This window comes from Streptomyces sp. NPDC053560 (assembly GCF_044544605.1).
GTDB lineage: Bacteria > Actinomycetota > Actinomycetes > Streptomycetales > Streptomycetaceae > Streptomyces.
Map to the genome: position 1 here is coordinate 313,351 of NZ_JBITXI010000001.1, position 14,025 is coordinate 327,375.

Consider the following 14,025-nt stretch of genomic DNA (forward strand, 5'->3'; position numbering starts at 1 on the left):
GCGCCGACGCACCACCGTAAGGTCGTTCTCCGCACAACGGCAGAGCACCTCCGGCCCCGGTCTCCCGCACGGGCGGGCGCGTCAGCCGCCCTTCCGCTCCGGGAGCGGCCTCCGCAGCAGGTGGGCGCCCGTGCAGGCGGCCAGTACGGCCACGCAGGCGGTGAAGGTCAGGCCCGCGCCGCGGAGGCCGAGGGCGACGGTGAGGGCGCCGACGCCGACGACCGGGAGGGAGATCCCGGTGTAGGCGACGACGAAGAAGGTGGAGATGGTGCCGCCGCGGTGTTCGGCGGGCGCGGCAGCAGCAACGGACGTCAGGGACGCGCGGAAGGCCAGCCCCTGGCCGAGGCCGCCGCACAGGGCGCCGGCGACGAGCAGCGGCAGCACCTCGGCGACGAGCGAGCCCGCCACCATCGCGAGGCCGGCCACGAGGACGAAACAGCCGCACGGGAGCGCCCGGCGCGCCCCCAGCTTCTCCGTCAGCGACTGCCCCGCCGTCGAGCCCAGGAAGACCGAGGAGACCACCGCGCCCGACACCGCAAGGTTCGTCACGCCCAGCGTCTCGGCCTCGAAGGCCGGAGCCACGGCAGTGAAGAGGCCCAGCAGCGAGAAGCCGGCGAAGGCGGCGAACGCCGAGGGCGCGAACACACTGCGGGTCTCGGCCGGTACGACCAGACCCTGCGGTGCGAGCCGTGGCCACCGTACGGGGTGGTCGATCGTCTCGGGCAGCAGCAGTACCAGTACGCACGCGGGCACGAGCAGCGCGAGGTGGGCGAGGAAGGGCAGGCTGAGCGGCCACGGCGCGTACTGGGCGAGGATCCCCGCGAGCAGCGGGCCGCAGCCGAGACCGCCCATGTTCGCGGCCGCGGCGGCGAACCCGGCGCGCGACTTCCGTTCCACCGGGGCCAGTTCGAGCACCGCGGCGGTGGCGGCGCCGCTGAACAGACCGGCGGAGAAGCCGGAGAGCAGCCGGCCGGCGAAGAGCAGTGGCAGCCCTCCCTCGCTCAGGAAGCACACGGCGCTGAGCGCGGAGAAGGCCAGCGCCGCGAGCAGGACGGGGCGACGGCCGACCCGGTCGGAGTAGTTGCCGGCGAGCAGCAGTACGGCGATGACGCCGAGCGCGTAGACGGCGAACACCACCGTCACGATCAGCTCCGAGAAGCCGAGTTCCTGGCGGTACAGCCCGTAGAGCGGGGTGGGCAGCGTGGTGCCCGCCATGCCCACGGCGAACACGGACGCCGCTGCCGGATAGCCGGGGCGCCGGCCCGCACCTTGACGAACGATCATGTCCCCACGGTACGAGCCGGTCGCGCTCCGGTGCGTCAGCTCGCGTCCGCCGTGGCGGTCACCGCGTCCGTGACGAGCCGGTCCAGGCCGGGGAGGGCGTGGGAGCGGCGCTGCAGGGCCCGGGCGCGGGCGCGGCAGACACGGTCCTCCAGTACGGACCGTACGGCCGTGGCCAGGGATTCGCGCGTGAGGTCCTGGACGTCGATACGGCGGCCGACGCCGATCTCCTGGAGCCGGGCGGCGTTGTGGGACTGCTCGGCGAAGAGCGGGACGGCCACCATGGGGACGCCGGCGGCCAGCGCCTCGCGGGTCCCGTTGAAGCCGGCGTGCGTAATGAACGCGTCACTCGACCTCAGGAGCAGTTCCTGCTGGACGAACGACGTCAGGTGGACGTTGTCGGCGCGGGCGCCCGTCCACTCCGCCGGGTCGTTGCCGGCGCCGAGCGCGACGACGCCGGTGACCGGCAGTTCGCCGAGCGCCCCGATGATGGTGTCGAGGAGGCGCGCGGCGCCGTCGCCGGGGAAGTGGGTCGCGTTGGAGCCCAGCGTGGCGAGGACGAGCGGGCGGTCGGCGGGCAGCCCGGCGATCTCCGGGTCGAGGATCTCCTCGGCTGCGGGCGCGGGCACCCGGTAGTAGTGGGCGCTGGGCAGCCGCTGTGCCTCGGGGTAGAAGTCCTCCGGTACGACGCCGGCCCGGAAGGTGCGGAAGACGTGCCAGGGGTCGGCGACCGGGTCCAGGCCCAGCTCGGCGCGCTGCTTGTCGATCTCCTCGGTGACGGCCGGGTGGCCGTACGGCGCCATGGGGGCGATGTCCAGTACGCCGTGCGGGATGCCGAGCCGTTCACCGGCCAGGTAGCCGCCGAACTCGGTGGACTCGTGCAGGATCAGGTCGGGACGCCAGTCTCGGCACACCTCGACGAGGTCGCGGGCGCAGGGGCCGGCCAGCCGGCCCACGAACGCCCGCGCGAAGAACTCCGGCTCCAGTTCGATGGTGACCGAGCCGAACCGGCGCATGTCGGCCGGCGGCCGCAGGTCGCCCCGTTGCAGCACCTCGCCGAGCCCCACCACGTTCGGCAGCCGCAGCGCGGTCAGCCCGCGCCGCTCGATGTGGTCCGCGACGGCCGCCCCGGTGGCGACCGCCACCTCGTGGCCCGCCCGCCGGGCGCTCTCGGCCGCCGGCAGCACCAGCGGCGCGAGATGCGAATAGCTGGCCTGAGCGGTGAAAAGGATGCGCAAGATGGTTCGCTCCCTCGGACGCCGCGCAGCCGTCATCCGGGGCGTACGCGGCTGGGACTGGGGAAAAAATCAACAACCGTTGAGCAGCCTAACCGTCCGGATTCCGGAGCCTTTGAGCGGGGCGCACCGTACCGCGCAGTGACGAATGCGTCACTGAATTCCCTTGAACCGTTCCCCGCTCCGCCCGATGCGGGCATCTTGGGCCCATGCCGCAGAATCTGCCCAAGATGCGTCACTTATCGATGCCGTCGCGCACTTCGTCCGGTGCGCGGGAGACGGCACCCCAGGGCGGCCGGTCCAGGGCCGCCACACCTGACTGCCCGTCACCGCCCGCCGCTGGAACGGGCACCGCCCGGCTGGTCGGCGTCGACCTCGCCCGCGGCCTCGCGGTACTGGGCATGTTCGCGGCCCACGTGGGCCCCGACCCGTCCGACGGCGGCCCGGCGGGCTTCTTCATGGAAATCGCGCGGGGCCGCTCCTCCGCCCTCTTCGCGCTGCTCGCCGGCTTCTCGATCGTCCTCATCACCGGCCGCCCCGAACCCCGCACCGGGCGCGCGGGCAGGCAGGCCATGACCCGGGTCGCCATCCGCGCGGTCGTCCTGCTGGTCCTGGGAACGGCGCTCACCGCGCTGGACACCTCCATCGACGTGATCCTCGCCTACTACGCGGTGGCGTTCATCGTGGCACTCCCCCTGTACCGGCTCGGCGCCGGCGCCCTCGCGACGATCGCCGCCGCCACGGCGCTGGTGTTCCCCCAGGACCTGTTCCTGCTCAAGGTCTGGATCGCCGGGAGCAGCTGGGGTGACGTGGTCGACGCCCACGATCCGCTGCGCGCGGTCAACGGCTACGACGGCGTCATGGACCTGCTGTTCACCGGCTCGTATCCGGTACTGACCTGGATTCCGTTCCTGATCGCCGGCATGGCGGTGGCCCGGCTCGACCTCACCCGGACCGTGGTGCGGCTCCGGCTCGCGTACACCGGTGCCGCGCTGGCGGTCCTCGGCTACGGCGGCTCCTGGCTGGCCCTGCGCCTGATCCCGAACGTTTCCGCCGCCGTCGCGGCGGGCTCGGACGGCGACTCCCCGTCCTCGGCCTGGTGGTCCGACACCGTCGGCGAGCCCACCGTCCTCTTCCGGGAGTGGCTGCTGGTGGCCGCGCCGCACAGCCAGACCACCCCGTCGATCATGGGTAACACCGGCGTCGCCCTCCTCGTGGTGGCCGGCTGTTTCCTCGCCCTGGACCGGCTTTCCGGCTTCCGGCGGGTGGCCGCGCCGGTCATCGCGGTCGGCGCGATGTCCCTGACGGCGTACGTGCTGCACATCGTGGCCATCCGGACGCTGGGCACGGAGGACTGGTCCGACTCCAGTGAGCCGCTGACGCTGCTGGGCTTCGCCGTCGGCGCGATGGTGTTCGCCCTCGTGTGGCGGCGACTGTTCCGGCGTGGGCCGCTGGAGTACCTGCTGTACCGGGCCACCCGGCCGGCGCGCCACGTGCGATGAGCCCTGCCGCCGGGCGGCCGGTCCGCTCAGCGACCGTCGCGGCCGGCGGCCAGGAACCCCCGCAGCGCGGCCTCTTCCTCGGCACTGAGGCCGGTGACGAACTGCTCCAGCGCGGCGATCGGATCCGGCCCCCTGCCCAGGGCCTGGTGCATCATCTCGGCGGTCAGTTCGGCGGCGTTCTTGGCCGGCCGGTAGGCGCCGCGCCGACCTCCGGCATCCCGTACGACCAGGTCCTTGTCGTGCAGCCGCTTCAGGATGGTGTGGATGGTGTTGTACGCGAGGTCGCCGCCGATCCCGGCCTGCACCTCCGCCGGCGTCAGCGGCTCCTCGGTCGCCCACAGGGCGCCCAGCACTTCGCTCTCCAGCGTCCCGGCGCTGCGGCGTTCCCCTCTGCCACGAGGGTTTCTCCCTGTCATGCGTGCACCCTACAGCTCGTAGGGCGCGTCCGCGCCGCCCGGCCGGCCCGCCTTCCCCTTGGCCGCGAGCAGTTCGGCCAGCAGCTTCTCCCACCGGCCGCGGATGCGGTCGGGGGCGTAGCGGCGGGCCGCCTCCGCCGCGTGCCCGCCGAGCTTCCTGCGCAGGCCGCGGTCCTCGACGAGGCGGGTGAGCGCAGCGGTCATCCCCTCGATGTCGCCGAGGGGCACGAGCAGGCCGTCCTCGCCGTCGGTGATGATCTCGCGGGGGCCGTGCGGGCAGTCAAAACTCACGGCCGGGATGCCGTGGCTCATCGCTTCGGCCAGCACCATGCCGAACCCCTCGCGCCGTGAGGCGAGGGCGAAGACCGAGGCCTTGGCGAGCTCCTGGTCGAATTCCTGCGTGGCGCCCATCAGATAGACGTGGTTGTAGAGGTGCCGGTCGTGGATGAGCTTCCGCAGGCGGTCGTGTTCGGGGCCCGCCCCGAAGATGCGCAGCTGCCATTCGGGGTGTGCCTGCGCGACCGGCTCGAAGGCCTTGATGAGCTTGGCGAAGCCCTTGCCCTTGACCAGCCGGCCGGCGGCGACGACGAGCGGCCGGTCGAGCGCGGAGAGCGGCGGGACGCCCTCTTCGGAGAGCGGGTTGGGGACGCAGACGACGCGGACGCCGCCGCCGAGCCGCTGCCGGTAGGCGTCCTCGTCGGCCGCGGTCAGTACGGTCACCGCGTCCAGCCGCGGGTACCAGCGGTCGATCTCGCGGGCGAGCTCCGGTTTGTGGTGGGAGTAGTGCAGGTGTTCCTGGCCGACTCGGACGACCGAGGCGGGTGCGAAGCGGGCGGAGAGGAGGTTCAGGGCGGGCCGGGTGGTGATCAGTACGCCGTCGCGCAGGGAGCGCAGGTAGCGCACGACGCGCTGGTCGGTGAGGCGGTTGAACCGGTCGTAGCGGACCTCGGCCTCCGGGACGAGCCGGCTGGGGCGGCGGCGCCGCCGGTGCGCGAGCGGGCGGGTCCAGCGGGACGGCGGGTCGGTGCCGTCGACCAGCGGGGTCAGCCGGACGCCGGGGTGCAGCGGGAAGCGGGGTTCGGCGCGGTGCCGGTGGACGCTCACGACCTCGACGTCGTGGCCGGCGGCGGCGAGTGCGTTGGCCTGGTTGACTACGGTGCGCACGGTCCCGCCCACCGCGTAGGCGTTGAGCAGCAGGAAGCGGATTTTCATCGGGCGACCTCCCCGTCGCAGACGATCGAGAGGTTGTCCTGAATGGTGTAGTACGGCTCGAACCGCCGGCCGCCGGAGGTCTGGGCGGGGTAGGTGAAGATCTTCTTCTTGCCGTGCACGTCGTCCAGATGACGCCCCAGCCGGACTTCTTCCTCCTGCCCGTCGGGGACGAGGTAGAGGTCCCAGACCCGTTCGCCCTCCGGCGTGGCGGCGGCGAGCCCGTCCAGCGGGACGGACGCCTCGAACCGCGTTTCCCGGCCCTCGGCGGGCAGTCGCAGTTCCGCGTCGGGCGCGCCGCGCACTCGGGCGATCAGCGCGCCGGCCCCGGCGGGCGCGCCCACGACGTGGCCGACGATCCGGATCCGGCCGTCACGCGGCCAGACCTCGGCCACTTCGGCGTGTGCGGGCCCGGTGCGGTCCGGCGGGTCGTGCATGACGCGCTCCTCCTGCAGCTGATCCGACATCCTGTAGGGTCACGGTCAGTAACCCTACAGGATGTAGGACCACGGGACCGGTGAGCACCGCACGGGCCACCCGAGTACCCCGAACCACCCCTCCGACGCCTGCGGACCGCGACACCCGGGGCCGGCGGGGCGCCCTGCCCCCCTCCGCGCGGCGTGCTCCATAGGATCCGTACGGCCAGACCCCCTGCGACGGAGGAACCACCCGCCATGGCCCACGCATCCGGCCCGCTCGACGAGTTGGACCGCAAGATCATCGCGGCCCTGACCGCGAACGCCAGGACCAGCTTCGCCGAGATCGGCACGGCCATCGGCCTGTCGGCCACCGCGGTCAAACGCCGGGTGGACCGGATGCGCGAAACCGGCGTGATCACGGGGTTCACCGCGACGGTCCGGCCCGCCGCGCTCGGCTGGCGCACCGAGGCGTACATCGAGGTCTACTGCGACGGCGCGGCGCCGCCCCGCCGGATCGCCGAGGTCGTCCGCAGGTACCCGGAGATCACCGCCGCGATGACGGTCTCCGGCGGCGCCGACGCGCTGCTGCACGTCCGGGCGACGGACGTGGAGCACTTCGAAGAGGTGCTGGAGCGCATCCGGACCGAGTCCTTCATCCGCAAGACGATCAGTTACATGGTCCTCTCGCACCTGATCCCGGACAGCCCGGAGGCCGGCGCCGGCTCCTCCGCCGTCCAGGGCTACGGCCCCGACGACCCCGCCTCCCCCGGCCGTTAGGGCGACCCCACACGGATCATCGGGCACACCGGTTCCACCGACGCACGAACCCTGCGCAGGGTGGGCCATCTGCGCACGTTCACTGCGCCGGTACGCAGCGTTCCGGACTTGTCCGGCACAACAGCAGCTTTCTACCGTTGAGACATCCCAACGTCACCCACCGATGACCCCGCGTCACCGGTGGGACGCCCCTTGCCGTGTCGCCGGAAACGGAGGACCCCGCCGTGCCCGAACCCGTGTCCGCACTCGTGCGCGAGCCCGTGCCCGTCGAGCCCGTCCCCGCCGGGGCCATACCGGTAGCGGCCGTGCCCGAAGGGGCCGTGCGCACGATCGTGCGCCCACCCCGTGTACCGCGTCCGCGGCGCTACCTGGTCTGCGAACCGCGCCACTTCGAGGTGCGGTACGCCATCAACCCCTGGATGCGCGACGCGGCGCCGGTCGACACCGCACTGGCGCAGCGGCAGTGGGCGACGCTGGTCCAGGCGTACCGCGACCACGGCCACACGGTCGAGACCGTGGAGCCGGTGGCGGACCTGCCGGACATGGTGTTCGCGGCGAACTCGGCGCTCGTCGTGGGCGGCCGCGTGTTCGGCTCCCGCTTCCTCGCCCCGGAACGCCGCCCCGAGTCCGCCGCGTACGAGGCGTGGTTCCGCGCTGCCGGGTTCGACGTACGGGCCCCGGAGGCGGTGTGCGAGGGCGAGGGCGACCTCGTACCGGTCGGCGACTACGTCCTGGCCGGTACGGGCTTCCGCACGACGCGGGAGGCGCACGGGGAGGTGCAGGAATTCCTCGGCGTGCCGACGATCGGCCTGCAGCTGGTGGACCCGTACTTCTACCACCTCGACACCGCCCTCTTCGCGCTCGACGACACCAACGTCGCCTACTACCCGGAAGCCTTCTCACCCGGCAGCCTGGAAGTGCTGCGCCGGCTGTTCCCGGAGGCGGTGACGGCCACCCGGGAGGACGCGATGGCGTTCGGCCTCAACTCCGTCTCCGACGGCTGTCACGTCTTCGTCGCCCCGCAGGCCGAGGGGCTCGTCGAACAGCTCGCCCGCCACGGCTACGTCCCCGTCCCCGTCGACCTGTCGGAGTTCCACAAGGCCGGCGGCGGCATCAAGTGCTGCACCCAGGAGGTCCGTCCATGACCGCGCCCGCCCGCCCCTCCGTCACGCCTGAGAGCCGCTCGCCGCAGGCCCCGGCCCTCCGCTCGTCGGCGGAGCTGATCCGCGCGGAGGCCCCCGTCCTCGCGCACAACTACCACCCGCTCCCGGTGGTCGTGGCGCGCGCCGAGGGCGTCTGGGTCGAGGACGTCGAGGGCCGCCGGTACCTCGACATGCTCGCCGGGTACTCGGCTCTGAACTTCGGCCACCGCCACCCGGCGCTCATCGAAGCCGCGCACCGCCAGCTCGACCAGGTCACCCTCACCTCGCGCGCCTTCCACCACGACCGGCTGGCCGGCTTCGCCGAGGAGCTGGCCGCCCTGACGGGCCTGGACATGGTCCTGCCCATGAACACCGGCGCCGAAGCCGTGGAGAGCGGCATCAAGGTGGCCCGCAAGTGGGCGTACGACGTCAAGGGCGTCGCCCCGGACCAGGCCACGATCGTGGTCGCCGCGGACAACTTCCACGGCCGCACCACCACACTCGTCAGCTTCTCCACCGACCCCCAGGCGCGCGCGGGGTACGGCCCCTACACGCCCGGCTTCCGCATCGTCCCGTACAACGACCTCGCCGCCCTCGAAGCGGCCGTGGACGAGACCACGGCCGCCGTGCTCATCGAGCCGATCCAGGGCGAGGCCGGCGTGATCATCCCCGACGACGGCTACCTCACCGGCGTCCGCGAGCTGACCCGGCGGGCCGGCTGTCTGTTCATCGCCGACGAGATCCAGTCCGGACTGGGACGTACGGGCCGCACGCTGGCCGTGGAGCACGAAGGCGTGGTCCCTGACGTCCTGCTGCTCGGCAAGGCGCTCGGCGGCGGCATCGTCCCCGTCTCGGCCGTCGTCGCCCGCCGCGAGGTGCTGGAGGTGCTGCACCCGGGCGAGCACGGCTCGACGTTCGGCGGGAACCCGCTGGCCACCGCGGTCGGTTCGGCCGTCATCGGGCTGCTGAGCACCGGCGAATACCAGCGCCGCGCCACCGAACTGGGCGAGGTGCTGCGCAGCGGCCTCGACGGCCTGGTCGGCAAGGGCGTCACCGGCTACCGGGCACGCGGCCTGTGGGCGGGCGTGGACATCGACCCCGCGCTGGGCACGGGCCGCGCGATCAGCGAACGCCTCATGCGGGAAGGCGTCCTGGTCAAGGACACCCACGGCTCCACCATCCGGCTCGCCCCGCCGCTGACCATCGAGGAGGGCGAACTCTCGTCGGCGGTCGAGGCCCTGGGACGCGTACTGGGCGACTAACGCATAGCCATACGGCTACTGACAACAAAATAGCTGGCGCCCCCGACGCTCATCCGTAATTATATGCGGCATGACACATATTGATTCACAGTCATCCGCGGACACGAATGAGCCGGACTGGCCCGTGGGCTTCCGTGCCTACACCGGCAACGGAGGCCTGCGGGCGCACGGGGACGACCTCTCGATCGTGGCGTCGGACCGGCCGTCCGTCAGCGCCGCGATGTTCACCCGCAGCCGATTCGCCGGCCCCGCGGTGGTGCTCAGCCGGGCGCACGCCGCCGGCGGGCACCTGCGCGCCATCACCACCCTGGCGCAGAACGCCAACGTGGCCACCGGCCGGCAGGGCGAGGAGAACGCGGCCGAGGTGGTCGGCCGGGTCGCCGCGATCCTGGGCATCCCGGCCGACGCCGTCCTCATCGGGTCCACCGGGGTGATCGGACGGCCGCTCCCGATGGCCGCCCTCCGCGCGCACTTGGAAGCGACGGCGGAGCGCGGCACGGAGGTCTTCGAAGCGGGCCCCCTCGACGTGGCACGGGCGATGATGACCACCGACACCCGCCCGAAGACCAGCGCCCGGACGGTCGGCGGGGCCCGCATCGTCGGCGTCGCCAAGGGCGTCGGCATGCTGGAGCCGAACATGGCGACGATGCTGGCGTACCTCTTCACCGACGCGGACCTCTCCCCCGCCGAGCTGGACGGCGCGCTCCGGAGCGCGGTCGAGAAGACCTTCAACTGCCTGAGCGTGGACACGGACACCTCCACCTCCGACACCGTGGCCGTGCTCGCCAACGGAGCGGCCGGCCCCGTCGACCTCGCGGCCTTCTCGGCAGCACTCACCGACGTCTGCCTCGACCTCACCCAGCAGCTGGCGAGCGACGGGGAGGGCGCGAGCAAGCTGCTGCGCGTCACGGTGGCAGAGGCCGCCGACCACGCGCAGGCCAAGCGGGTCGCCAAGAGCGTGGTGAACTCCCCGCTGGTCAAGACCGCCGTGCACGGAGCCGACCCGAACTGGGGCCGGGTCGTGATGGCCATCGGCAAGAACACCGAGGACACGGACATCGAGCCGGCGAAGGTGTCCGTACTGTTCGGCGAGACCGAGGTGTACCCGGAGGAGCCGGGGCCCGACACGCTGGAGAAGCTGGCGGAGACGATGCGGCGGGACGAGGTCGACATCACGATCGGGCTCGGCACCGGAGACGCCACGGCCACGGTCTACGGCTGCGACCTCACGGAGGGCTACATCCGCGTCAACGCCGACTACACGACCTGACGCGCGTCCGCGCCGGCGGCCGGCGCCGGGAAATGGCGACGCGGGCCGCCCCGGCGCCGGCCGTCGGCCCATGTCCCGGCGCGGACCGTAACACCCCGCCCGAACTGCGCGGATACCGCTCCGAGCGCCGTTGTCAGTGGTCGGGTGCAGACTGACTCGTACCTGGAACAACGGCGTTCGGAGGTGCAGTGACATGACCGTGGGCACGCAGGATGTCCTTCTCGCTGTAGGGACCCGGAAGGGCCTGTTCATCGGCCGGCGAAGGCGGGGCACGTGGGAGCTGAGCGAGCCCCATTTCCCCGCCCAGGCGGTCTACTCGATCGGCATCGACACCCGCCGCGCGACGCCCCGGCTGCTGGCCGGCGCGGACAGCGCCCACTGGGGCCCCTCGGTGTTCCACTCCGACGACCTCGGCAAGAGCTGGGTCGAGCCGAAGCGCGCCGCGGTGAAGTACCCGGAGTACACCGGGAGCTCGCTGGAACGGGTGTGGCAGCTCCAGCCCGCGGGCCCCGCCGCGCCCGACGTGGTCTACGCCGGTACGGAGCCGGGCGCGCTCTTCCGGTCCGAGGACGGCGGCGAGTCCTTCGAGCTGGTGCGGTCGCTGTGGGAACACCCCTCGCACGACCAGTGGGTGCCAGGTGGCGGCGGCCTCGCCGTGCACACGGTGATCACCGACCCGCGCACCGCCGACGCGGTGACGGTGGCGGTGTCGACGGCCGGCGTCTTCCGCACCCGCGACGGCGGCGCGAGCTGGTCCCCGTCGAACAGCGGCGTGAAGGCGGTCTTCCTGCCCGACCCCGACCCCGAGTTCGGCCAGTGCGTCCACAAGATCGCGCAGGATTCGGCCGACCGCGACCGCCTCTATCTGCAGAACCACTGGGGCGTGTACCGCAGCGACAACGCGGGCGGGACGTGGACGGACATCGGGACCGGACTGCCGTCGGACTTCGGGTTCGCGGTGGCCGCCCACCCGCACCGCGGCGACGTGGCGTACGTCTTCCCGATCACCGCGGACATGGACCGGGTGCCGGCCGACCACCGCTGCCGGGTGTTCCGCACGTCCGACGCAGGCAACAGCTGGGAGGCGCTGACCGCGGGACTGCCGCAGGAGGACCACTACGGCACGGTGCTGCGCGACGCGCTCTCCGTCGACGACGCGGACCCGGCAGGCGTGTACTTCGGCAACCGCAACGGCGAGGTGTTCGCCAGCGCGGACGACGGCGACACCTGGCAACAACTCGCCGCCCACCTGCCGGACATCCTCTGCGTACGGGCGGCTGCGGTGGCTTAGAAGAGCGGACGGGCACGGACGCCTGGACGGATACGTACGCAGGCTACGGACGAGCGCTGACGCAGACGGGTATGTGTGCAGGACCGCGCACGGGCGGTGGCTCGGACGGGGCGAGCACGGGGTGGTGAGGCGGTCGGGTGTGACCGGGGATGGCGTGATCCGAGCGAGGCGGCTACGGAAGTGACCGGGGAAGGGGACGCGGGTTGATAGGGACCACCGCACGGCCAGTAGGGTGACGCCGTGGCTGCACGACCTCTCCATGAAATCGTCGAACCGGGCTGGGCCAAGGCACTTGAGCCCGTCGCCGGACGGATCGCCGCGATGGGCGACTTCCTGCGGGCGGAGATCGCCTCGGGACGTACGTACCTCCCGGCCGGCAGCAACGTGCTGCGCGCCTTCCAACAGCCCTTCGACGACGTACGGGTGCTCATCGTCGGACAGGACCCCTACCCCACTCCCGGGCATGCCGTCGGGCTGAGCTTCTCGGTGGCGCCGGAGGTGCGGCCGCTGCCGGGCAGCCTGGAGAACATCTTCCGTGAGATGCACTCCGACCTCGGGCTGCCGCGGCCGGCCAACGGGGACCTGACGCCGTGGACGCGGCAGGGCGTGCTGCTGCTGAACCGCGCCCTGACGACCGCGCCCCGTAAGCCCGCCGCCCACCGCGGCAAGGGCTGGGAAGAGGTCACGGAGCAGGCGATCCGCGCGCTGGCCGCGCGCGGGCGTCCGATGGTGGCCGTCCTGTGGGGACGGGACGCGCGCAATCTGCGCCCGCTCCTCGGACAGGTGCCGTCGGTCGAGTCGGCGCACCCCTCGCCCATGTCGGCGGACCGGGGGTTCTTCGGCTCGCGGCCGTTCAGCCGGGTCAATGACCTGCTGGCCCGGCAGGGGGCCGAACCGGTCGCCTGGCAGCTGCCCTGACCGGAAGCCGTCGCCGCCCTGACCTGGCGGCCTGGCGGCCGCGCTGACCTGGAGGGATAGTGTGCCCGCATGACCACGAACACGAACGTCCCGGCGGGCTGGTACGCCGACCCGCAGGGCACGCCTGACCAACTGCGCTGGTGGGACGGCACCCGGTGGACCGAGCACACGCACCCGGGCGGCCAGGGCCAGAACCAGGCCGGCCAGGGCCAGGCACAGCAGCAGGAATCGGCACAGGGGCAGGCACAGGGACCGGCGCAGGGGCAGGCGCCCGGCCAGGGAGGACAGCCGGGGGCTCAGCCGGGTGGGGCCTACCCCGGGGCGCAGCCTGAGGCTCAGCCCGGTGGCGGTTTCCCGGGGGCTCAGCCCGGTGGCGGGCAGCCTGGAGGTCAGCCGGGGTTCCCGGGCGGGCCTCAGCCGGGTGGTCGGGCCGGAGGGCAGCCGATGCCGCAGGCGCAGTCGCACGGGCAGGGGGCACCGCAGCAGCCGTACGGCCGGCCGCAGCCCCAGCCTTACTCCCAGCAGCACCAGCAGCCTCATCAGCCCCAGCCGCAGATGGGGCAGCAGCAGGGCGGGCAGCCGATGCCGCAGGGGTACGGCTACCCGCAGCAGGGCCCGGGCCCCGGCGCCGGTGATCCGGCACAGGTGCAGCGCCAGGTCCAGCAGCAGGCCGGCGTCGCGCCGACCGGCCCCGGGGGCGGCGGTTCGCTGTTCACCGAGCCGGTCCTGGTCGTGAACCAGAAGGCCAAGCTGATCGAGATGACGAACGAGTACAGCGTCTTCGACCAGCACGGCAACACCATCGGCTCGGTCGTCCAGGTCGGCCAGACGACAGCCAAGAAGGTGCTGCGCCTGGTCTCCAGCCTCGACCAGTACATGACCCACAAGCTGGAGATCCGCGACGCGTACGGCCAGCCGCAGCTGGTGATGACCCGGCCGGCGAAGTTCATCAAGTCCAAGGTGCTGGTGGAGCGCCCGGACGGACAGCCGGTCGGCGAGATCGTGCAGCAGAACGCCATCGGGAAGATCAACTTCGCCATGGTGGTCAACGGCCAGCAGATCGGCGCGATCAAGGCGGAGAACTGGCGGGCCTGGAACTTCGCCATCGTCGACCACGCCGACCAGGAGATCGCCCGGATCACCAAGACGTGGGAAGGCCTGGCGAAGACGATGTTCACCACGGCCGACAACTACGTCCTGCAGATCCACCAGCAGCTGCCCGACCCGCTGCTGAGCCTGGTGGTCGCGACGGCCCTGACCGTCGACACGGCCCTCAAGCAGGACGCCCGCGGCTTTGGGTGAG

13 protein-coding genes and 1 pseudogene are annotated in these 14,025 nt (G+C 72.5%); 9 read left to right on the forward strand and 5 right to left on the reverse strand.

The annotated features are described in order from the left end of the window. Positions 1-81: 81 nt before the first annotated feature. Positions 82-1,284 (reverse strand): MFS transporter, encoded by a 1,203-nt coding sequence (locus ACIGQF_RS01430; protein ID WP_399703932.1) that lies wholly within the window; start codon positions 1,282-1,284, stop codon positions 82-84. 35 nt (positions 1,285-1,319) lie between these two features. Beyond that, positions 1,320-2,519: a glycosyltransferase gene (locus ACIGQF_RS01435; protein WP_399703934.1), complete on the reverse strand. Its 1,200-nt coding sequence runs from the start codon at positions 2,517-2,519 to the stop codon at positions 1,320-1,322. A gap of 242 nt (positions 2,520-2,761) precedes the next feature. Here ACIGQF_RS01435 and ACIGQF_RS01440 point away from each other — a divergent pair, with 242 nt between their 5' ends. Next, entirely contained in the window at positions 2,762-4,018 is a 1,257-nt protein-coding gene (locus ACIGQF_RS01440) for a DUF418 domain-containing protein (RefSeq protein ID WP_399703937.1), read from the forward strand. Positions 4,019-4,044: 26 nt separating this feature from the next. Here ACIGQF_RS01440 and ACIGQF_RS01445 read toward each other — a convergent pair whose 3' ends face one another. Genes ACIGQF_RS01445 through ACIGQF_RS01455 form a run of 3 tightly spaced genes read right to left on the reverse strand, consistent with a single transcriptional unit; the run spans position 4,045 to position 6,110 of the window. Further along, on the reverse strand, positions 4,045-4,434 hold the full coding sequence (locus tag ACIGQF_RS01445) for a BlaI/MecI/CopY family transcriptional regulator (RefSeq protein WP_399703940.1): 390 nt from the start codon (positions 4,432-4,434) through the stop codon (positions 4,045-4,047). A 9-nt stretch (positions 4,435-4,443) separates the two neighbouring features. Next, complete coding sequence (locus ACIGQF_RS01450) at positions 4,444-5,646, reverse strand: glycosyltransferase family 4 protein (RefSeq protein ID WP_399703942.1); 1,203 nt, start codon at positions 5,644-5,646, stop codon at positions 4,444-4,446. Then, positions 5,643-6,110 (reverse strand): hypothetical protein, encoded by a 468-nt coding sequence (locus tag ACIGQF_RS01455; RefSeq protein WP_399703945.1) that lies wholly within the window; start codon positions 6,108-6,110, stop codon positions 5,643-5,645. Before ACIGQF_RS01455 ends, ACIGQF_RS01450 begins: the two co-directional genes overlap by 4 nt. Positions 6,111-6,317: 207 nt before the next feature. On the opposite strand from ACIGQF_RS01455, the gene ACIGQF_RS01460 reads away from it, so the two are divergent. From ACIGQF_RS01460 to ACIGQF_RS01495, 8 genes and pseudogenes are all read left to right on the forward strand, one after another. After that, entirely contained in the window at positions 6,318-6,839 is a 522-nt protein-coding gene (locus ACIGQF_RS01460) for an Lrp/AsnC family transcriptional regulator (RefSeq protein ID WP_399703948.1), read from the forward strand. 332 nt (positions 6,840-7,171) lie between these two features. Beyond that, entirely contained in the window at positions 7,172-7,984 is an 813-nt protein-coding gene (gene ddaH, locus ACIGQF_RS01465) for a dimethylargininase (protein WP_399704747.1), read from the forward strand. Then, entirely contained in the window at positions 7,981-9,243 is a 1,263-nt protein-coding gene (rocD, locus tag ACIGQF_RS01470; RefSeq protein WP_399703953.1) for an ornithine--oxo-acid transaminase, read from the forward strand. Before ddaH ends, rocD begins: the two co-directional genes overlap by 4 nt. A gap of 70 nt (positions 9,244-9,313) precedes the next feature. Next, the gene (gene argJ / locus ACIGQF_RS01475; protein WP_399703956.1) at positions 9,314-10,513 is read left to right on the forward strand and encodes a bifunctional glutamate N-acetyltransferase/amino-acid acetyltransferase ArgJ; all 1,200 of its coding nucleotides are present in this window, start codon (positions 9,314-9,316) and stop codon (positions 10,511-10,513) included. Positions 10,514-10,706: 193 nt separating this feature from the next. Then, positions 10,707-11,804 (forward strand): WD40/YVTN/BNR-like repeat-containing protein, encoded by a 1,098-nt coding sequence (locus ACIGQF_RS01480; RefSeq protein ID WP_399703959.1) that lies wholly within the window; start codon positions 10,707-10,709, stop codon positions 11,802-11,804. Positions 11,805-12,044: 240 nt separating this feature from the next. Further along, a complete protein-coding gene (locus ACIGQF_RS01485; protein ID WP_399703962.1) occupies positions 12,045-12,722 on the forward strand; it encodes a uracil-DNA glycosylase in 678 nt (225 codons plus the stop codon). Between the two features lie 69 nt (positions 12,723-12,791). Then, positions 12,792-12,905: pseudogene (locus tag ACIGQF_RS01490) on the forward strand (DUF2510 domain-containing protein); the annotation flags it as partial. A gap of 261 nt (positions 12,906-13,166) precedes the next feature. Next, positions 13,167-14,024, forward strand: coding sequence for an LURP-one-related/scramblase family protein (locus tag ACIGQF_RS01495; RefSeq protein ID WP_399704750.1), 858 nt, complete (start codon positions 13,167-13,169; stop codon positions 14,022-14,024). Position 14,025 lies beyond the last annotated feature (1 nt).